This is a genomic window from Collinsella sp. AM13-34 (assembly GCF_003473055.1).
Taxonomy (GTDB): Bacteria; Actinomycetota; Coriobacteriia; order Coriobacteriales; family Coriobacteriaceae; genus Collinsella.
In genome coordinates this window covers 69294-91310 of the sequence record NZ_QRLE01000011.1, presented here as the reverse complement: position 1 = coordinate 91310, position 22017 = coordinate 69294, and the positions used below count along the sequence as shown (strand labels likewise).

The window sequence follows — 22017 nt, the reverse complement described above, 5'->3', positions numbered from 1 at the left end:
GAAATGGGAGGCAGTTCACAGGCACCTTTGTGGTGGTTTTTGTTTTAGGCCGAGGGGAAGGCCTTGGTGAGACCGGCGCGCGTCTGCGTGTCGGTCTTTTGATAAATGGAGCTCAGGTGGCGCTGTACCATGCGCATCGAGATACCAAGCTCCTCGGCGACCTGTTTGAGCGGGCGCTCGTCCTGGGTTACGGCCATGAGCACGTCGACTTCGCGCGGGGTGAGAGCGTGATCGGTGATGAAGACCTGACGCTGCTCCTCGATACTCGGTGCTGCCAGCGCCTCCTCGGCAAGCTGTTGATGTTCGCGCTCCTGCTCGGTTTGGGGCAGGCGGAACAAGCCGGCTGCCACGAATGCTGCGCAGGCGGCGACGAGAAGCACGACCGCGCCGATCATGATGAGGGCGACGTTGCCAGAGGTCACAAGTGCAAGCGAGACGCCCGACGTGGTGAACGCGCACACGTTATTGGCCGCACGGCCCATGCCGGCCCAGAAGGCGGACACGTGCATGCGCGGTGCCAGCTGAGTAAACGTGGCGGTAAAGAACGTGACGAAGAAGCCCGAGCTCAGGTAAAAGACAATGAGGCCCAGGATGGGATCGGCCCCTGCTTCGACGGCTAAGATCGAAATAGTGGAGAGTACCGTGACGCCGAACATGACGAGTCCCATGTAGCGACGCTCGGCAAGATCAAAGACGATGCCGGCGGCCAGGCCGCTCGCTGCCAAAAAGAGGCGCGGCCAGGTCTGCACGGCAATGGTGCCGTGGGCGTTGGAGAACGTGACCACGTTATCGAGAGTAGAGAACAGGCAGGCGAGAATCATGACGAGCGCGATGCTCCAACATGCCTGCTTGGCGAGGGCGTGCGATGGCTCAACAAAGGGATTGATGGCGGGGCTGGAGCACTCAGCAGCCTTTTGGGGAACGACGCTGAGGGCGGAGATGGCGATCGTTGCCGCGCCAAGAATGATGAGCTCGACGATGCCACCGCAATCAATCAGGTTGGTGACGAACTGCATCAGGATGCCCGCGGCATAGGCTGCTCCTGCGCCGGTGGCGAGTTTGGGGTCATCCTGGAATGCCAACGAAAAGGCATGGTGTGCCGCGCCGCCCAGTAGGCCGAGACCGAGGAATGCGAGGCATCCCAGAATCTCGAGCGCAAGCGGGCTCGTGGGGGACTGAATCTGAGTCAACCCCAAGATGGCGATGGGGACGGCGGCACTGACAACTGCCTGAGGCTGGCCTTTGCGCTGCGCGTGCCCAAGCAGCGGAGCGTATCCGATAAGGCCGATCACGCTGGCGCCTAGGATAAAGCCCTGTGCGAGCACAACGCGTTCGGCACCGGCGAGTAGCCCGATATTGGTATCGAAGCGAAACTCGGCAGCAAGGAAGGCGAAGGTAAACAGTGCGAGTGCCAGAAGCGCGTTGATTTTAGGCTTACTCAGGTTCAAGAACGGTCCTTCGGGTGGACGAATAATCGTGTCCTCGATTGTAGACCATGACGGTAGGGGGTGGGCCTTTCTGGGCGCGCTTGGCAATAGCGTGCTCGTTGCCTTTTGCGCTGGCAGGTGCGCCACATGAGAATTTGTGCCCCAGGATCCGGATATCTTCCCGTAACATGGTGTTATAGAAGCACCCCTTACGACAAGGAGGCTCATATGCGAAAGCAAATCCATGACAACCCAATCGACTACGGCCACTCGTGCACGCTCTCCCACGGAACATGGCGTCGCGTGGGCGCCAAGCTTGCCTGCGCGGGGGCCTGCGCGCTCATGGCCGGCCAGCTGCTACTGCCGAGCGTGGCGCTCGCCGCCGACTGGGTCAACGTGGGCGGCACGCAGTACGACGCGGGCACTGCCGCCGGCGACGATGCCGGAACGTGGTCCTGGGACGGTGCCGACGACATGAAGCTCAACGGCTACGACGGTGCCGGCATCAGCGCTCAGGGCAACCTCACCATCGATGTGGCGGGCACCAACACCATCACGGCCGATGCCGGTCAGAGCGCTATTGCTGTCAAGAACGGCAACCTTGCCATTACCGGCGACGGCACCCTTAATGCGACGGCCCAGACCGATGTGATTGCGGCGGAAGGCGACGGCAATGCGGGTGGCGATGTGACCATCAGCGGCGCCAACGTCAACGTGACGGCTTCGGGCGCAGTGAACAGTGCGACGGGCATTCGCGCGACGGCCGGCAGCGTGACGATCGATAAGGGCGCCGATGTCAAAATCGAGGCAAAATCGGCGGAAGGATCTTGGCGTCCAACGGTGGGCACCTACGGTATCTTTGCCGATAACCTTCCCAGTAGACACGCTGCTCAGGAAGGCGAGCAGGAAGAACCGGATTATGTCTCCGTGCACGGGGGCGACGTCACGATCGATGCCGCCAACCTGTCGATCAAGACAGCCGATGCCTGGCAGGTTTCCGTGTGCATCAATACGGTCGGTATCAAAAAGAATACCCTCATGAAAATCGTCAACGGAGCCGATGTCGCGCTTTCCGCCGGCAGTGCGGCTTCGCTCTCGGCGGGCATCAGCGCGCGTTCGCAAAGCGGTGCGGTGTGGATGCTTGTCGAGGAGTCGAATCTTACGTCTCGAAGCCTGTCTGCTGCAAACGGCATCGATGTCGTCCGCAATCAAAGTTTTGGAATCATGGCAGAGGCAAACACCGGGTCGGAAACGCCTCGTATCAAGATTCGCAAATCGAAGATTGAGGCCTCGGGCGCGACTGCGGGAATCTATGCGATCAACTGCAACGACGCGACTGCGACGCTGTTCCGTGCTGCAATGATTGATTTACGAGGAAACGCGACGATTACGATTCCGACGGACGGTGCCGTGCGCGATGTGAAAAAGGTTGTTGATACGGGGAAATGGCCGAGCTCCCAGAACGGGCAGGTCGTCGGTGTTGCCGGTTCGTCTGCCATTACGGATATCGTCGGTTCTGCCGAGGTCGCCCATGATGTAGTGATTGATTTTGGAGACGGACAGGAGCCGGAGCCGACTCCCGATCCCGAGCCGACGCCGGAGCCCGATCCCGACCCCATACCCAATCACGAGCAGAAGCCTGGCCTCAAGCCCGTAGACAAGGACGTAAAGACCACCACGGCGGTCACCAAGACCGTTACGACCAAGACTGCCGCCGGCGCCAAAAACGCTTCCGGTGTTCTGGCTGCCACAGGCGACAACGCTGCGACGGCGGCGGCAGCCCTCGGCATTGCCGGTGCGTCCGTCATCGGCGCCGGCTTCGTCGCGTCCAAGCGCCGCAACCGCTAGCGCAAGCTTTCATAGCCATTTTCAGCCGCCGCGTGGGCATAAATGCTCTTGCGGCGGCTCTTTGTATTTTCGCAGGTAGAGGCCTAGGTTCGCATCTACGAACCTAGGCATACGGAGTCTTTTGGCACATCTTGGTTGTACAGGACCACCACAAAGGGGACAGGCGCCTTTGTGGTGGTATAGCCTTTCGACCAAGGAGGCCGTTATGAACGGAAGCCACTTTGATAAGCAGACCCAGCGCGAGCGTACCTGCTCGCTGGTTCACGGTACCTGGCGTTGTGTGGGTGCCAAAATAGCTTGCGCCGGCGCGTGTGCGCTTATGGTCGGTCAGTTGCTGCTGCCGAGCGTGGCGCTGGCGACGGAATGCGCCGATCCCGCCGCTGGGACGGATGAGGTTGCCGCAGCTCCGGTGACGCCGACGGTTGCGGAGGATACGGCTGCAACGACCGCACCAGCTGCTTCGACCGCGCCTGCAACCGATGCTGCTCCGGCGGCGCAAGCCACCGCTGGGCCTCAGCAGACGGCCCCGACTGGCGCCACCGATGAATCCAACGATGCGGCACCCGCTGAACAAAATACTCCCAGCGACAACGCCGCCACGCCGGCGAATGACGCCATCATGCCCTGCGGTGTGACCGATGTTGTTGGCGGCAGCGGCGTTAGGGTCAATATTACGGTGCGGAACAATTACACCGACATCAAGAAAGAAGAAACGATTGAGTATGTGAAGGGGATTGCCCTTGTAGATGGAGACCAGTCTGCTCTCGATGGTAGCGCTTTGACTTTTATCGGCCTGGGGGACTTGATCGTCCATGCGGCGTATGACAGTGCGAGCAATAAAACAACGCTTACCCTGGATATCAGCAAGATTCAGAGACAGAAGGAGGAACAGAAGTACTTTACGGAGTACAAGGAGAATAAGTCCAAGATGACGACCACCTATGATGGATCCAAGCTTACGTATACGGGTACAGAGCCCGGGAATATCATCATCGGTGATCCGGACGACGCCTTTAAAGGAGACACCGAGGCGACCGGGAAACCCACTATTAACGAGATCCGGGATGACTACTACACCCGCACCCATGTCTACGAGAGGGCGTGCCTTGTTATCCCGGCAGCGGAATCAGAATCGGAATCCATCTCCTTTGCCAATGTTCAGAATACGAACTTCAATTGGCAGCTGGATACTGGTCCGCAGGCGACGGCAGGTGTCCCTAACTACGATGCAGATAAATACGAAATCGCTTATGAATGCTGGCAGGAATTTGAAAACAACGAACCCGTTGCTGCCTGGTATTCCGATAACGGCTCACATGGTTCCCTGCCGACTATTACAAAGTTTAAAAGCGGGAAAGAGTACGTGTATTCTCTTATGCTGAAGCCAAAAGACGGATATTCCTTCAGCGATGAAACCGTTGTTACCGTAAACGGGGAAACCGTAAAGTCGAGTCTAAGCGGAGAATTCCTGTATGTCCCTGCTATTAAAACAATTACGATGCCTGCTTCGTCGGAAAACGAAGCTCTTGAGAATCTAAACGTCAACGATGTGAAAACCGACTACGCGCCCGGCGAGGCGCCGCGTGCGACCGCGACGATTCCTGCCGCCGATGCCGATAAGTATGAGATCGCCTATGAGTGCTGGGAAGAGATGGATGGCAGCGACCCTGCGGAGCTCAAGCCCGTTGCCTTCTGGTATTCCGACCCTTCCAAGTATCCGACGGGCGCGAGGAAGATCGAGCACTTTGAAGAGGGCAAGTTCTACATGTATTCCGTTGAGCTGAGGCTCAAGGACGACAATACCGTGGCCGATGACTGCATGATGTACGTCAACGGCCATTGGACGCACCACATCAAGACCGTCAACGGCGTCTTCGCGCCAAACGCTGACAATATGCTGTGCGAGCAGCCGATCGACGAATGGCGTGCCATCGACGTTATCGAGATCGACGGTGCCACGACCACCTTCAAGGCGGGCGATAAGCCGGTCTTTACGGCGAGTGTTCCGATGGGTTCCAACTCCCTTCCTCAGTGTGAGTTCTGGACGGGTAGCGACGGCAGCGAAGTGAACTCCCAGAAGTTCTGGGATCAGAACATTACAAACCACATCGATGCTTTTAAGCCTGGCGTGACCTATCGCTACGGCATCTACCTCAAGTCCGCGCGCGGCTTCTACTTCACGCCCGACACCAAGCTGGTGATCAACGGCGTGGAATGCGGCTACCAGGTCGCGGATAGCGTATCCGATGAGGACAGCGGCTGGATCTACACCCTGTGGCTCAACACTGATCTGACCTTTACGCCTGAAGCCACGCCGACTCCCGATCCGCAGCCTACGCCGGAACCCAAGCCGACGCCGCAGCCTGAGGTGAAGCCCGAGACCAAGCCCGCGACAAAGCCGGTCGCGACAGCTACCACGACCAAGACGGTTGAGAAGGCCACGCCGACCAAGAAGGGCGACGCCGTCCTGGCTGCCACGGGAGATACCACCGCAATGACGGTCACCGCCCTGGGCATCGCTGGCGCAACCGTTGCCGCCGCAGGCATCGCTGCGACCAAGCGTCGCAAGCGCTAGAGCTGGGTGACGGCTCTTGTTCTCGGCCTCAGCAAAATCTCAATCTGTAACACCAAACTGCCCAAAACGGATCTAGATGTTACAGATTGAGATGAACCGAATGGCCGCCAATCTAATGTCTCGATCTGTAACACCAAGCGGGGAATTTGACCTCTAACTGTTACAGATCGAGACAAACTGGCCGGCCAAGTCCAGAACCGCCACAAAGGTGCCTGTCCCCTTTGTGGCGGTTTGCGCAGGCAGAACGGTAGGTTCGTATATATGAACCTACCGTTCGCTTTGTTTTTGGACGACGATTACGCTGGATGACTTTTGGTTTGCAAGAAAGGAACGACCATGAGGTGGACTACTGTTCGAGCGCTTTGCCGCCGCCTGACCATTGCCGCGGTGACCCTCACCATGGTGACGGGCTCGTTGCCTGTGGGCGCGTTTGCTGAGGTGCTCACCACCGATAGCACCTTTGTGCAGACGGATGTCGACCAAGTAGACGCCGCCGACCCCGCCGACGCCGCGCCCGATGCCGATGCCGCCAGCGCCGCCGATCCCGCGTCCGATGCCGGCGCTGCCGACCCCACAGTGCCCGATACCGGTGACACCCCTACGCCCCCGGCCTCCGAGATTGCATCGGCGGCGGGCCTGACGGGCGCTGGGCGGACCGAGAGCACACCTGCGGGTACGCTCGCCACCGATCTTGTCGAGGGCAAGGAGCTCGCCGAGCAGCAGAAGCAAGAGGAGGCTTCCGGCACCGAGGCGACCTGGAACGAGGAACTTGAACTCTGGGCAACCTCGAAGGGCGCCACGGGCGTAAAGGACGAATACGACGATGGCTACGTGGCCGGCGAGCAGACCCCCGCGCAGTACTACTTCTCGATCGATAGCCTCACCAACGAAATTTCTATCGAGTATGGCGACGCGGGCATTACCACGTTGGAGGTGCCCTCGACCATCGACGACAAAAATGTCGTAAGCCTTACGGGTATGGGAAGCGCTGCGCTCACATCGATCACCTTCGCCCCTAATTCGCATGTCCGCTCGGTTGGAGGCTTGGGCGGCAGCAGCATCAAAGAGATCGCACTGCCCGATTCGGTCGAGGAGCTCAAGAGCTATGCATTCTACAAAAGCAAGACGCTCCAGACGGTAACCTGGCCCAACAACGCGGCCTTTACCACGATTCCCGAGCAGGCCTTTGAGGGCTGCGAACAACTTGACGACAATGTGGTGGCAACGCTGCCGCCTTCGGTCAAAACTATCGACTATCTTGCATTCGCCTATTGCGGCGTGCCGCAGTTCTATGTCTCGGATACAACGATACTCACCTTTACGCAGATCAATGTGCCGGGCACGGTGGAGCGGATCGGGCACTATGCATTTTGTGGGTGCTCCTTTGTGTCGTCGGTGACGATTGGCGACGGTGTCAAATCTATCGGGGCGCTCGCGTTCGCCTCTCTTGATCCTGCGATTGCCGGCAAAGAGATTGTGCTACCCAAAAGCGTGGAAATGATAGAGTGGGGAGCTTTTGAGAACACGAGATACGGAAACGAGACGAACCATAATGCCGTTGCCCTGCGCGCGATGAACCCCGATCTTCAGTTTGGTGAGGCGGGCTATCCGGGCGACTATAATGAGCGCGTGACAATCGATGGCGTAACGTATGCGATTCCCTTTAGTGAAGGCCAGACCATCTATGCCTATGCGACCGATTCGGCTGGCAACCCCTCGATGGTCAAAAAGCTTGCCGATGCCGTGGCCGATCGCAAGGACTCCGTCGATTCCTCGAAGCCTGCCTACACGTTTGAGTGGATGGGCGAGGCGGCCCAGGTGACGGGCAAACTTCCCCAGAGCGCGACGGCTACACTCGTGCAGGCGGGGCAGTCCACGCCGCTGGCGGTTGGCGATGACGGCAGCTTTACAGCGGACGCTCTCTCCAAGACAGCAGCCACCCTGCGCATTTCGCTCAGCGGTTACTATGACATGGTGCTGGCGCGCCCGGGCGACCAGATGACGGGCACATGGAATATCGGAGAGATTAAGGCGGAGGACTTTACCAAGATTCCGGCCTCGCGCGCGATTGAGCTCAACGTGGGCTATCTTGAACCGATTGTGGGCCAGGATAAGACCGAACGCATTGAGCTCGATAGTCTCGATAACATCGATCTGACGGTGAAGAGCGGCGGCAAGACGCTCAAACCTGCCAAGGGCGACAAGGAAAACGACTACCGTATCCAGGGTACGGCGCTCGTGGTGTCGCAGGCCATTGCCGACGCGGACCAGGATCTGGAGATAACGCTCGTGCCCAAAGACAGCCTCAAGCTGGGTGGGGCGACGGCGACGGTGAAGCCTTCGGCCGGCAAGGTCGATATCGACTTGAAGCCTTGGGGCACGGCGACGGTCACGACCAAGGGCGACTACCAGGGAGCCAACCGCGTGCTGGTGTTCCGTACGTCCGACGGCAAGCTAGTCGCCGACGGTGTCACCTATCTGATGGGTTACGAAGACGATGGCACCACGCCTATCATGAAGGCCGAGACGCCGCGCCTTAAGGCCGGTTCGTACACCATCGTCGCCTTTAACAAGACGAGCTACGACATCCAAGCGACGAGCTATTCCACGTTTAGCCGCCTAGGGCTGACCGTGGGTAAGCATATCGCGCAAAAGCAGGTGAAGATTGAGGACGGCAAACAGCTCGACGTGACGCTCGACGTCCCCACGTTTGACGTGGAGACGTATCGTGCCGAGCGCGGGCTGACGGCGGGCTCGGTTATTGCTGATTCGTCCGCGGTCGTTGGCGTGGAGACCGAGCTGCGCATTCATTACGAGCTCAAGGACAGCCAGGCTGCCAAGATTGAGATTCCGCTGGCCAAGGATGCCGTCGAGGATGTGTCCGCAGGCTCTCGCGATCCCGGTGATAGCTCCCGTACATGGTGGACTGACGCGACATGGGAGGGCGACAACCTCGTTCTCGATATGAAGAAGGGCATGGGCGCCGATGTGTTTGTGCGCTTTAAGCCTAAGGTCGCGGGCATCTTTGCTATCTCGCCGCTTATTACGCTGGGCGAGGTGACATTGCCGCTGGGAAGCACCATGCTCGAGGTTAGCGGATCGCGCATCGAGGTCGACAACACCGACGTTCACAGCCTGCTGGGCAATGTGGCCTACGTTTATGCGGCGCTGGGCAAAAGCGTGCAGCTTACCGTGGGCGCGGGCGCCTCGGCCGCAAAGTACACTGGCAAGACCAATAAACTCGGCCGTGCCAAGATTGAATACGACCTGCCGCAGGATACGCTTGCCGCCGAGCGCGTGACGCTCGAGGCGCGCGTGGGCTCGACCGACGTCGCCGCCGCTGCCGCAGAGGTGACGGCTCGCAATTATGTGCGCTATGTTCCGGGCGCTTCGGTCTGGAACTTTGATGTGACGTATCGTGGCGGAACGCAAAACCTGGTCAAGGACGGCAAGGACACCGGCAAGAGTCTGTGGACCTTCCATCATCTGCCGCAAAAGAAGAACGCCTACTGGACGTTCGATATCACGCTCGAGGTGGGAAACGAAGAGGCCGCCGACACGCTCGACCTGTACGTGGACTGCGTGGATGGCAAGACGGTGACGATTCCTCTGGCTCAAAAGTCGCGCGAGGGCACCCATGTGCGCTATGTGGCGGAGTATGTGGACGAGGGTTACCTTAAGCTTCTCGACGAGTTTAACAAGGCGAATGACTCGACCTATGTGAACTGCGGCAACTTTGAGCAGATCTTTATGCCGCAGACCTACCGCATCTCCAATGCTCAGCTTATGACCATGCTGAGTTTTGACGCCAACGCTTCGGCAAAAAAGCATTCCGCCGCGGCCGAGGAGCGCCAGCAGGAGTTCTCGAATGCCGTGCAGCAGTGGCACGAGTATATGATGGATAACTCGTTTAATGATGTCGACGAGGCGTTTAACGACGCGATTGATCAGATGGTCGCCGATGCGTTTGCCGAGGAAGACAAGGACGGTAAAGAGGACGAAGCCAGCAAGGAGGGCGAGGCCCAAGGTGGAGCTGCCCGTAAGGCTCGTCGCGCCCCTGCCGCCAGCGGCGGCGAGGGTGATGATGCTGGCAACGACGAGGCCGCGCAGTTTGCCGCCGAGCTTAAGGCTGCGGTTGGGGGCTCGTCGGCGCTGCTGACCAAGCAGGGCGACAGCTATGGCGTCAATGTGGACAAGATGATCTTTGAGGACGCGTATGGCACCGGCGAGGATTGGTACCAGGAGCTCGCGTCGGCTCAGGGTGCAAATGCGGCGGACGCGGCGGCCATCAAGGAACTTGTCGACCATGCGTCGCGAGCGGAGTTTATTGCCCAGCAGGCCGAGGATCTGGTGGGTCAGTCGATGGGTATTGGCAAGCTCGACCAATATGCCAGCTGGAACGACGCGACCGCCGCGGCGCTCAACAAGTGTGCGGGCATTAAGGCCAGCGAGTACAACGGCCAGTCGACGAGCGGGTTTAACGATTTGGGCCAGGCGCTCGGCAGCTCGCTGAGCTACAAGGCGGCTGACGACGATACCGTCAAGGGCTTTAAGGTCGCCGCTCCCGATGGCGAGCAGACGGCCTATATAGAGTCGGAATTTATCGAGAACTCCAATAACAACAAGAACCAGGCGCTTCTGTTTAACTCGATCGCCATGCAGTGCGACATTCTGGACAACCTGTACGACAACTGGAATGTGGTCCATAGCCTCAATAACTCTACGATTCGCGGCTGGCTTATGGCTTGGAAGCGCAACGGCGACGTGAGCGCCCATATGAAGCTCATCCGCACGATCCGTTCGCTCAAAAGCTACAAGATCGAGTGTGAGATGTTCGGCCAGGTCTTTAAGACCGATGCGTGGAAGGCGGCCGGCCAGGCGTTTCCCGCGGCGACCCAGGGCATCGGCATCTTTACCGGCATTTACGGCGTGAACGATGCCAGCAAGAACTGGGAGAACGTGAACGTCCGTATGCAGAAGGTGAAGGGCGAGCGCGAGGGCTATGAGCTTCAGCATACGCGCTTGCTTGCCAAGCCCGAGAAGACCGAGGACGACTGGAAGTGCATTTACGCGCTGCGCGACGCCATGGAGAAGGCGCGTGCGTTTGAGGATCTGCTGTATCGCCAGCTCTGCCACGATAGCACCGATGTGGCGGTGGGCTCCATTATGACAATCGCCGGCGTGCTGACGGCCGGTTCGGCGGGTACCGTGGTGGGCGCTGCCTATGACGCGGCTTCGACGAGTGTGGGCCCAGAGCGCGCGATTAAGCTGACCAATGCCGAGTGCGCCTACGATGTCGCCTGTGAGCAGGTGGAGCGCGCGTGCCAGAATCGTATTACGGTCAACTGGGGTGAGCTGACCGATGCCGAGGTCTACAAGGCCAACAAGGACGGCTTGATCTCGGACGAGAAGATGCAGTCGATCTTCGAGGCGCGTTATCGCAATGTGGCTGCCAAGGCTGCACCCGACCCTGCGGGCGTGGTGTACGAGGGTCTGTTGTCCAATACGGTCGAGGGCGCAACGGTTGAGCTGTGGAGCGCCGACGATGCCGCCGGTACCAATGCAGTGCGTTGGGATGCCGAGGAGTATGAGCAGGACAATCCGCTTGCAACGGGTGCGGACGGTGCATACAACTGGAATACGCCGACCGGATGGTATCAGGTGCGCGTGACCAAGGACGGGTATGAGGAGGCGCGTTCGGCTTGGCTGCGCGTGCCGCCGATTCAGACCGAGGTGAACATTGGCTTGGTGGCGACGGCGGCGCCCGAGGTGGCTTCGGCCCATGCCTATACCGATTGCGTCGAGGTTGAGTTTACGCAGTATATGGATGCGAGCGACGATGCCCTGGTCGCATTGTGCGCGCAGGGCTTGGGCGACGTGACGTATACGTGGCTCGACAAGCAGGACGATCCCAATGGCAAGCCGTTGTCGCGCGTGCTGCGCATTCGCTATGCCGATGCGCGTGAGGCGGGCTCGACGGTGTCGTTTGAGCTCGACGGTGCTCGCAACTACGCCGGCAAGGCCATGGCGCGCTGGGCAAGCGGGGAGCTTGCCGTGGGCGTTCGTGCCGACAAGCTCAGGCTCAACGTGGAGCAGGCCGTGACCATGCTTGAGGGCAGTGACTTTGAGCTGGTGGCGCACGTGACCGATAAGGCGGGCAAGCCGTTTGCGGGCGCCAAGGCTAGTGTTGGGCTGGAGTCTACGGCTATCTGCTCCGTTGATGCTGCTCAGGCTGTGACGGGCGAGGATGGCGCGGCGACGTTTGTGCTGCATGGTGCTCTGCCCGGTTTGACGACGTTGACGGCGGCGGTGGACGGCACGGCGCTGTCCAAGCAGGTCGACGTGCGCGTGTCTGCCGAGGCCGTGCGACCGGCGCGACCGGCGGCGACGATTGGTGCGACGACGTTTGGCTTGTGGTCGCCCAAGGAGAATTACATTACGGTGCCCAAGGGTACGAAGCTGGAGCTTTCGGCCGAGGATGGCACGACCATTTGGTACACCACCAACGACACGTGTCCCTGCCGTGACGAAGGCCGCGTAAAGTACACCGAGCCTATTGCGCTCGATAGCAACATGTATGTGCGCATTGCGGCACAGCGCCCTGGCATGTCATACAGCGAGTATTCCGAGCGTTTGAACATTACGATTACGGTTACCGATGAGGCGACACCCGAGCCCAAGCCGGAGCCCGGGCCGGAGCCCGGGCCCAAGCCGACGCCTGGCGGCGGCGAGCAGGGTGGCGGTGCGGATGGCTCTGGCGGTACCGGGGCTCCTGCGGGTGGTTCGACTTCGACGACGACCACGGTGACGACGGACAAGTCCAAGGGTAAGGGCAAGAACGGCAAGAAGTCCGGCGGCGCGGAGCTCGCCAGCACGGGTGACTTCGCCGCGATGACGGTCGCCGCCCTGGGCATCGCCGGCGCAACTGTTGCTGCGGCAGGCATCGCTGCGACCAAGCGTCGCAAGCGCTAGGTTTTGGCGACGGTGCCTATCCTCGGCTTATGCAAAATCTCAATCTGTAACACCAAGCTGCCCAAAACGGCTCCAGGTGTTACAGATTGAGATGAACTGTTCAGCCGCCAGCCTAATGTCTCGATTTGTAACACTAAGCGGGATATTTGGCCTCTAACTGTTACAGATCGAGATTCAGCGGGGACGGCCGGCACAATGTCTCGATCTGTAACAACTACAAGGCTCAACAGGGTCTAACTGTTACAGATTGAGACAAACGCCGGAATTGGTTTGCCGACCAGACCCCAGACCACCACAAAGGTGCCTGTTCCCATCGTGGTGGTTTGGACGGTCGGCATAGAAAAGGTCCCCGCCGGGCGTGTGCTCGACGGGGACTTTGCCGTTTGATGGCGAGCGCTGTAGGTGATTACTCGCCCAGCAGGCTCTTGGTAATGGAAGCGGCGGCCTTCTTGCCGGCGCCCATCGCCAGAATGACCGTAGCGGCACCGGTGACGATGTCGCCGCCGGCCCAGATGCGGGGATCGGTGGTCTGGCCGGTCTCCTCGTCGGCGACGATGTAGCCCCACTTGTTGAGCTCCATCTTGCCGCCGATCTTCTTTGCGAAGGGGTTGGCGTTGGTGCCGATAGCCGAGATCGCGACGTCGCAGGGGATCTCCTCGATGGCGCCCTCGATGGGCACCGGGCGACGACGGCCGGACTCGTCGGGCTCGCCGAGCTCCATCTTCTGGACCTTGACGGCGCACACGGAGCCGTCCTCGCCAGCGACAAACTCGAGCGGGGAGACGAGTGGCAGGACCTCGACGCCCTCGGCCTTAGCATGGTGCAGCTCGGCGCGACGGCAAGGCATCTCATCCTCGGTACGGCGGTAAGCGATAATGGCGTGCTCGGCGCCCAGGCGCTTGGCGGTACGGACGGCGTCCATAGCCACGTTGCCGCCACCAAAGACGACGACGTTCTTGCCGTGCTTGGTGGGGGTGTCGTACTCGGGGAACTTGTTGGCCTTCATCAGGTTCACGCGGGTGAGGTACTCGTTAGCGAAGAAGACGTTGGGCAGGTTCTCGCCGGGGACGTTGAGGAACTTGGGCAGGCCTGCGCCGGTCGCCACGTAGATGGCGTCGAAGCCCTGCTCGAACAGCTCCTCGGCCGTGGCCATGTTGCCCACGACGGAGTTGTACTCAAACTTGACGCCCATGTCCTCCAGGCCGTCAATCTCGCGCTTGACGACTGCCTTGGGCAGACGGAACTCGGGGATGCCGTAGACCAGCACGCCGCCGCCGGTAAAGAAGGCCTCAAAGACGGTGACGTCAAAGCCGTTGCGGGCGAGCTCGCCGGCGCAGGTGATGCCGGACGGGCCGGAGCCGACGACGGCGACCTTCTTGCCGTTCTTGGGGGCCATCTTGGGCGTGGAGGCGAGCTCGGGGCGGTCACCCAGGAAGCGCTCGAGCTGGCCGATGGCCACGGGCTCGGATTTCTTACCACGGATGCACTTGCCCTCGCACTGGTTCTCCTGCGGGCAGACGCGGCCGCAGATGGCGGGAAGCATGGAGTCCTCGCGGATGGTATCGAGAGCGCCGCCGAAGTCCTTCGCGCGGATCTGCTCGATAAAGCGGGGGATGTTGATGTTGACGGGGCAACCCTCAACACAGAACGGCTTCTTGCAGTTGAGGCAGCGCTCGGCCTCGGCCAGCGCCATCTCCTCGGTGAAGCCCTTGTCGACGGGGCGGAAGTCGCAGGCGCGCTCGGCAGCCGGCTCCTCGTTATCGGGGGTGCGGGGCGACTTCATATCGGCAACGAAACGACCGTTAACTAGTGGCATGCGCAGCTCTTTTCCTCATAGGCCTTGAGGGACTCGCCCTCTTCGGAACGGTAAGCGGCCTGGCGGGCACGAAGGTCATCCCAGTCGACCAGGGTGGCATCGAAGTCGGGGCCGTCGACGCAAGCGAACTTGGTCACGCCGCCCACCTCGACGCGGCAGCAGCCGCACATGCCGGTGCCGTCAACCATGATGGGGTTGAGGGACGCGGTGATGGGGGTGTCGTACTTCTGGGCGGTGAGGGTCGAGAACTTCATCATCGGAACGGGGCCGACGCAGAAGACCTGGCTCACGGCCTTGTCCTGCAGCAGGCGCTCCAGCGGAGCGGTGACAACGCCCTGCTCGCCGTAGGAGCCGTCGTCAGTGGTGATGTGGATGTGGTCCTCGTCGAGGAGCTCGCGGAACTGGTCCTCCATGAGCAGGAGGTCCTTGGTGCGGGCGCCCATGATGGCGTGGACCTCGTGACCGGTCTCGACCAGGTGCTTGGCGACCGGGAAGGCAATTGCCAGGCCGACGCCGCCGCCAATGACGGCACAGGGGCCCTCGGCCATCTCGGTGGGAACGCCCAGCGGGCCCACGACGTCGCGCAGCGACTCGCCGGCCTCGTAGGTGGACAGCATCTCGGTGGTCTTGCCGATCACCATGAAGATGAACTCGACCCAGCCCTCGTCACCGTTCCAGCCAGCTAGGGTAAACGGGACGCGCTCGCCCGTCTCGTTGGCGCGAACCATGAGGAACTGTCCAGCGTGCGCATGCTTGGCGATTGCGGGCGCCTCGATGCGGAACTTGAACACCTTCTCCGAGAACTGCGTCTTCTCCAGGATCTTATACATAGAACCCCTCTCTTGTTAGGGCGGCCGAACCGTGCCTCCACGGAAATGGACGGCAGCCCGAATAAAACCGTACGCGCACAGGCGTTGTGCAGACATACGGTGCAAATTATACCCTCATGGACATGTCGCTTACGTGTGTCTTTGGCAGGTGGGAAAAGGGTTTATCCACTTCGACCTACCAAATAGGGATAGGTTTATTTTGGTCGGTTTTATCAGGCAAAACGGCAAAGGGGGCCGGCTTCGCGCTTTGGTGAGGCCGGCCCCCTTTTGAGGCATTGCATATGTATGGCGGCGCAGGGTTTATTACGATGCGGCCGTTGCGGCGTTTCCGCACATAAAACCTGCCAAAATAAACCTGTCCCTTTTTGGTAGGTTTTAGTGTTTGCCGTTGGCGGAGGCGGAGCCGTTGACGTGGTCGCGGGCATAGATCACGCCGTGCACGATGGCGAGGCCCGCAGCGTCGGCGGCGCGGGCGCAGGTGTCCTGGAAGTCCTCGGTCTCGCGGGCGCGCAGCTGCTTGAGCACGTAGTCTGCCACGGCCATCTTGCCGGGAGGGTTGCCGATGCCGGTGCGGATGCGGCTAAAGTCGCGGCTGCCCATCTTGTCGATGATGGAGCGCAGGCCGTTGTGACCGGCATGGCCTCCGCCCACCTTGACGCGCACGTCACCGGCGGGAATGTCGAGCTCGTCGTGGATGACGAGCAGCTCCTCGGCCTTGATCTTGTACTCGCGGCAGAGCTTGGAGATGGGGCCACCCGAGGTATTCATATACGACTGCGGCTTGACCAGCACGATCTGGCGCTTGCCTCCCTCTTCCTCGGGATCGTTGATGTTGATGAGTGCGACCTCGGCGCCGGCCTGGTTTTTCCAGTACGTGACACCGGCCTGACGGGCCAGCTCATCGATCGCCTTAAAGCCGGCGTTGTGGCGGGTCTCGGCATATTCCTCACCCGGGTTGCCAAGTCCGGCAACCATGCGAATCTTAAGCGGCTGTGCAGCTGCCATATTTGTCCTTCCGTTACACATAAAAGTTTAATCAACGACAAAGGCTACCACGCCCGCCGAAGGCGAGACTTCGTTTCAGCGAAATCCCACCAGACAAAAGCGCGGCCGCGGCAGAGCGAGCCGTCGGAACAGAAGAAACCCCCGCGCGACCTTTGCGAAGCAAGGGGGAGCGCGGGGGTTTCTTCTGTTCCGACGGCGATGCGCCGGGTTGCAAGGACGATGCGATTACAGCGCGAAGTCGCCGCCGACGAGCGTGGAGACGGGCTCCTCGTGGTAAACGGCGGAGATGGCCTGAGCGAACTCCTCGGCGACCGAGATAGTCTTGATCTTGCCGCCGACCTCGACGGGGATGGCGTCGGTGACGACGCACTCGACGATGGGGGCGTCGTTCAGACGCTCGATGGCCGGACCGGAGAAGATGCCGTGGGTGGCGCAGACGTAGATGTCGCCGGCGCCCATAGCCTTGAGCTCCTTGACGTTGGCGCACAGGGTGCCAGCGGTGTCGATCATGTCGTCGTTGATGATGCAGGTCTTGCCCTTGATGTCGCCGATGATGCCCATGACCTCGGCGGCGTTGTGGCGCGGACGGCCCTTGTGGGCGATGGCCAGGTCGCAGCCGAGCATGTCGGACAGCTTCTTGGCGGCCTTGGCGCGACCCACGTCGGGGGAGACGACAACCAGGTTGTCGGTGTCGAAGTGCATGTCGTTGTAGTACTGGCCAAATAGCGGCAGTGCGGACAGGTGGTTAACCGGGATATCGAAGAAGCCCTGGATCTGGCCCTGGTGCAGGTCGAGGGTGATGATGCGGTTGACGCCGGCACGCTCGAGCAGGTTGGCGACGAGGCGGGCGGTGATGGGCTCGCGCGGGCCGGCCTTGCGGTCCTGGCGGGCATAGCCGTAGTGGGTGATAACGGCGGTGATGGAGCGGGCGGATGCGCGCTTGGCAGCGTCGGTGGCGATGAGCAGCTCCATGAGCATGTCGTTGACGTTGCCGCCGGCCACGGACTGAATCAGGAAGACGTCGGCGCCGCGGACGGTCTCGTCGTAGCGGGCGTAAATCTCACCATTGGCGAACTGCTTTAGCGTAAGGCCCGAAAGCTCGACCCCAAGGTACTCAGCGATCTTCTGAGCGAGGGGACGGTTGGAGGAACCGGAATACACGCGGATGGACTTGCGCATATTCTCCGACTTCTCGGGATCATTAATCGGCATTACCCTTCTCCTTTATATCGAATGCCATATAGATGCCTTGTTGCATTGTAACCGTGCGGCGGGGTTTATCGGGTCTTGATAACGTCTTTACCGTCAACGGACACGAACCGACCACTCATCCGGTCGCGCAGGTCACGATAGAAAAAAGGAGCCGTCCCCATGGAACAGCTCCTTTTGTGCTTGGTAAAACGTTATACCTCGTCGTCCTCGTGCAGACGGCGGCGATAATCGGCGGCCCAGCCCTCAATATTTACCTGACGGGCGCGGCCCAGACCAAGTGCGTCGGCCGGGACCGGCTCGGTGATGACGGAGCCTGCGGCCACGAGCGCGCCGTCGCCGATCTGGGCGGGCGCGACCATCATGGTGTCGGAGCCGATGAAGGCGTCCTTGCCGATGACGGTCTTGTGCTTGTGCACGCCGTCGTAGTTGCAGGTGATGGAGCCCGCGCCCACGTTGACGCCGGAGCCCATGGTGGTGTCGCCGATGTAGGACAGATGCGGCACCTTGGAGCCCTCGCCGATCGTGGACTTCTTGATCTCCACGTGCGTGCCGGCTTTGGAACCGTCGAGCATGTGAGTGCCCGGGCGCAGGTAGGCGCGCGGGCCGCAGTCGACGCCGTTCTCGATGACGGCCTCGATGGCGATGGTCTCATCGATGGTGCAGCCGCTGCCGACGGTGGTGTCGGTGAGACGGCTGTTGGGGCCGAGCTGGCATTCCTCGCCCACGGTGACGTGGCCGATCAGGTGCGTCTGCGGCCACACGACGGTGTCGCGGCCGATGGTGGCGTCGGGGCCGATCCAAGCCTGCGTGGGGTCGATGAACGTGACGCCCTCTGCCATCCAGTGCTCGTTGATGCGGTCGCGCGCGATGGCGGTGAGCTGCGCGAGCTGGATACGACTGTTGACGCCCAGGCCGTCGCGGTAGTCGTCGCAGTGGAAGATGGAGGCTGCCTGGCCGTGACCCTTGAGGATTTCGAGCATGTCGGGCAGATAGTACTCGGACTGCGCGTTGTCGTTGCCGATCTCGTTGATGTGGGCGGCGAGCTGCGCGCCGTCGAAGGCGTAGCAGCCGGCGTTGCACTCCAGCAGCGTGGCGGCCTGCTCGGGCGTGCAGTCCTTCTGCTCGATGATGCGCTCGATCTGACCATCGGCACCCAGCTTGATGCGGCCGTAGCCAAAAGGATCGGGCGGGGTCATGGTCATGACGGTGCAGGCGAGCTCGCCGGTGGCGACGGTCTGTGCGAACTTGGCGACGGTGTCGGCGGTGATGAGCGGCAGGTCGCCGTTGAGCACGACGACGGGGCCTTGCGTGATGCCGCAGGCCTCGAGCGCGACCTTGACGGCATGGCCGGTGCCCAGGCGCTCGGTCTGCTCGACGCACTCGACCTTGGTGGCGCTGTTGGCGTAGGCGCCATCGATGAGGGCGCGCGTCTCGTCGGCGTGGCTGCCGATGACGACCACGACGCGGCTGCAGCCGGCCTTGATGGTGGCGTCGACGATCCACTGAACCATGGGCTTGCCCAGGATTTTGTGCGAAACCTTGCAGTGGTTCGACTTCATGCGGGTGCCCTCGCCGGCGGCGAGGATAATTGCGGTTGCGTCCATGTGATCTCCTGTTACGTTATTAGAGACGTGTGTTTGGAAACGATACACGGCGCAATATGATACCGCAGGCATATGATGAGCGCGTAACGATTGGTTTGCGGCAGCTGATGCTTGGGCCGGCGGTGCGGCGTTTGCGCTGGTTGTGTATGGCGGAGGCGCTGCGGCGTTGTCGTTTGAGCGAGGGGACGGGGGTGCCCGTGGATATCATGCGAGAGGAATCGGGCAACGAGCCCGTCGCGGCATTCTCGATGTCGCATCCGGCGGTGCCGGCACTCTACATGGTGCTGACGTTGGGGCTCACCATGTTCTCGATGCAACCGGTGCTGATCGCACTGTCGCTCGCGGGCGGGTTGGCGTATGGATTTGCGACGCGCGGGGCTGCCCGCACGTTGGGCGCGCTTCGCTGGCAGCTGCCGGTGATTTTGATCATTGCACTGGTCAACCCGCTGTTTAGCGCATCGGGCTCGACCGAGCTGTTTCGCATCGGCGTGCGCGCGGTGTATCTGGAAAGCATGGTATATGGCATGTGCATGGGTGGGCTGTTTGTGGCGAGCGTGCTGTGGTTTGAGGCCGCGGCGTCGATGCTCGAATACGACAAGGTTCTTGCGCTTTTGGGCAACGCCGCGCCGGTGCTCGCGCTCATGATCTCGATGTGCATGCGGCTTATCCCGCAGTTTTTGCGCCGCGGCCGCACGGTGCTGGCGGTGCAGGACGCGATCGATGTGCCGGGGCGCGCGCCGGCTGACCCCGTGCGCTCGCGCTTGCGGGCGTCGAGCGTGCTGATGGGCTGGGGCATGGAAGATTCGCTTGAGCGCGCGGATGCCATGCGCTCGCGCGGGTGGGGTGCTGCGCCGCGCCGTACGACGTATGCGCTGTATCGTCTGGGGCGCGGCGATGTTGCCGCGCTGGTTGGACTTGCAATGTTTGGTGCCGCCGCGGTGGCGGTGGCATGGACCGCGACAACGCAGTATTCGTTTTACCCGCAGCTTTCGGTGCTCGCGCCGTGGCTGGGCTATGTCGTGTACGCTGCCTGGATGGTGCTGCCCTGCGTGCTGCATGCGATCGATGAGAAGAGGTTCGGCTGATGGCTCGGTTGGATAGTGGCCCGGTGTCGGGCGCGGCGTGCGGCCCGGATATTCCGGCGATTGAGGTGCAGGGCCTTAGTTTTGCCTATCCCGGGGCCGGGGCACCGGTGCTCGAGGGGCTTGATTGGCGTGTTCCCCAAGGTGCATTTGCGCTGCTTGTTGGCGGTACCGGTTCGGGCAAGTCGACGCTACTGTCGCTGCTCAAGCCCGAGATCGCGCCGGCGGGCGAGCGCACTGGTGATGCGCGCGTGCTGGGCGAGAACGTTGCCGACATGGACGTGCGGGCATCGGCGGAGCGCGTGGGCTATGTGTTCCAGGATCCCGAGAACCAGATCGTGTGCGAAACCGTGTGGCACGAGATGGCGTTTGGCCTGGAAAACTTGGGGCTAGCACGTGATGAGATGCGCCGTCGCGTAGCTGAGACCAGCTATTTCTTTGGTCTGGAGGACTGGCTTCATCGCGATACCGATACGCTTTCGGACGGCCGCAAGCAGCTGCTGTCGCTTGCCGCCGCCATGGCGCTGCGTCCGCGTGTGCTGCTACTCGACGAGCCCACGTCTCAGCTCGATCCCGTTGCCGAGAAGAATTTTCTGCACGCGCTGTTTCGCGTGAACCGTGAGTTGGGCTGCACGGTTGTTGTGGCTACGCATCAACCGCGCCCAATGCTCGAGTATGCGACGTGTGCGTACCGGATTGAGGACGGTCGCGTGCGCGAGGTGGCGGATATGGCTTCTTTGGGACGCCGAGAATCGTTGTTTTCCGACGACATGTTGGGGTGGGGTGCCGTCCGATGTGCAAAAAACGGAGTATTCAGCAGGCGTGAGGACAATTTGGGCTCTCTGGAGCCGCCCGGGGACGTATCGAGCGCGAAAAAAAGTTCGGAATTGGACAAATCGTCCGAATTTGTGGCGCAAACGTCGCTCGAGAACGGCTCGGAAGCCTTCCCGCGCACGGATGGGAGCAGAATACTCCAAAAAATGCACGGCGGGTCGGCTACCACCCTGGCAGGGAGCTGGTTTCGCTACGATCGCGCGGGCGGCTGGGTGCTGCGCGGGCTCGACGTGGCGTTTTCGGCCGGTGCGGTGCATGCGATCGTGGGCGGCAACGGATGCGGTAAGTCGACGATGCTCTCGGTGCTGGCGAAGACCGCCAAGCTGCAGCGCGGCCGCATGGTGCGCGGGGCGGCCTCGGCTGCGCTGCTGCCGCAGAACCCCAAGGCCCTGCTGGTTGCCGAGACGGTGCGCGACGAGCTGATGGAATGGGCCTCGACCTGCGGATATGACGAGAACTTGGCGCGGGAGCGTGCGGCGCAACTGGGATTGGACGGCCTGGAGACGCGCCACCCCTACGATCTTTCGGGCGGGCAGCGTCAACTGCTTGCATTGGCAAAACTGCTGCTAATCGGCCCCGAACTGCTATTGCTCGATGAGCCCACCAAGGGTCTAGACCTGTTCAGCCGCCGCATCATCGCCCGCGCCCTGCGTGACCATGCGAAGGCTGGCGGCACCGTCATCATTGCCACGCACGATTTGGACTTTGCCGAGCAGGTAGCCGATGACATTGCCATGATGTTTGACGGTGAGATTGCCTGCATGGAGCCGCCGGCCGACTTCTTTGCCGACAACGTGTTTTATAGGGCGTGA

The 22017-nt window shown here is 61.1% G+C and carries 11 protein-coding genes; 5 read left to right on the top strand and 6 right to left on the bottom strand.

The window, feature by feature from the left end; genetic code table 11:
• Nucleotides 1-44 precede the first annotated feature (44 nt).
• Entirely contained in the window at nucleotides 45-1448 is a 1404-nt protein-coding gene (locus DW151_RS06155; protein WP_158571666.1) for a helix-turn-helix transcriptional regulator, read from the bottom strand.
• Nucleotides 1449-1655: 207 nt separating this feature from the next.
• On the opposite strand from DW151_RS06155, the gene DW151_RS06150 reads away from it, so the two are divergent.
• The 3 genes from DW151_RS06150 to DW151_RS06135 all read left to right on the top strand — a co-directional run bounded on the left by DW151_RS06150 (nucleotide 1656) and on the right by DW151_RS06135 (nucleotide 12822).
• Nucleotides 1656-3275 carry an LPXTG cell wall anchor domain-containing protein gene (locus tag DW151_RS06150; RefSeq protein WP_118334925.1) on the top strand — a complete coding sequence of 540 codons (1620 nt, stop codon included), beginning with the start codon at nucleotides 1656-1658 and terminating at the stop codon, nucleotides 3273-3275.
• Nucleotides 3276-3480: 205 nt separating this feature from the next.
• Nucleotides 3481-5850: an LPXTG cell wall anchor domain-containing protein gene (locus tag DW151_RS06145; RefSeq protein WP_118334923.1), complete on the top strand. Its 2370-nt coding sequence runs from the start codon at nucleotides 3481-3483 to the stop codon at nucleotides 5848-5850.
• Between the two features lie 336 nt (nucleotides 5851-6186).
• A complete protein-coding gene (locus DW151_RS06135) occupies nucleotides 6187-12822 on the top strand; it encodes a leucine-rich repeat protein (RefSeq protein WP_158571665.1) in 6636 nt (2211 codons plus the stop codon).
• Between the two features lie 406 nt (nucleotides 12823-13228).
• On the opposite strand, the gene gltA is transcribed toward DW151_RS06135, so the two are convergent.
• The 5 genes from gltA to glmU form a co-directional block, all read right to left on the bottom strand.
• A complete protein-coding gene (gene gltA / locus DW151_RS06130) occupies nucleotides 13229-14638 on the bottom strand; it encodes an NADPH-dependent glutamate synthase (protein WP_022094914.1) in 1410 nt (469 codons plus the stop codon).
• The gene (locus DW151_RS06125) at nucleotides 14629-15468 is read right to left on the bottom strand and encodes a sulfide/dihydroorotate dehydrogenase-like FAD/NAD-binding protein (protein WP_006235793.1); all 840 of its coding nucleotides are present in this window, start codon (nucleotides 15466-15468) and stop codon (nucleotides 14629-14631) included. Before DW151_RS06125 ends, gltA begins: the two co-directional genes overlap by 10 nt.
• Nucleotides 15469-15843: 375 nt before the next feature.
• Nucleotides 15844-16473, bottom strand: coding sequence for an aminoacyl-tRNA hydrolase (gene pth, locus DW151_RS06120; RefSeq protein WP_199579907.1), 630 nt, complete (start codon nucleotides 16471-16473; stop codon nucleotides 15844-15846).
• A gap of 225 nt (nucleotides 16474-16698) precedes the next feature.
• Nucleotides 16699-17685, bottom strand: coding sequence for a ribose-phosphate pyrophosphokinase (locus DW151_RS06115; protein WP_089573682.1), 987 nt, complete (start codon nucleotides 17683-17685; stop codon nucleotides 16699-16701).
• A gap of 191 nt (nucleotides 17686-17876) precedes the next feature.
• Complete coding sequence (gene glmU, locus DW151_RS06110) at nucleotides 17877-19289, bottom strand: bifunctional UDP-N-acetylglucosamine diphosphorylase/glucosamine-1-phosphate N-acetyltransferase GlmU (protein WP_118334920.1); 1413 nt, start codon at nucleotides 19287-19289, stop codon at nucleotides 17877-17879.
• 206 nt (nucleotides 19290-19495) lie between these two features.
• On the opposite strand from glmU, the gene DW151_RS06105 reads away from it, so the two are divergent.
• Both DW151_RS06105 and DW151_RS06100 read left to right on the top strand, forming a co-directional pair.
• Nucleotides 19496-20374, top strand: a complete 879-nt coding sequence (locus DW151_RS06105; RefSeq protein ID WP_118334934.1) for an energy-coupling factor transporter transmembrane component T — start codon at nucleotides 19496-19498, stop codon at nucleotides 20372-20374.
• Nucleotides 20374-22017, top strand: coding sequence for an ABC transporter ATP-binding protein (locus DW151_RS06100; protein ID WP_118334919.1), 1644 nt, complete (start codon nucleotides 20374-20376; stop codon nucleotides 22015-22017). The genes DW151_RS06105 and DW151_RS06100 overlap by 1 nt, the downstream gene beginning before the upstream one ends.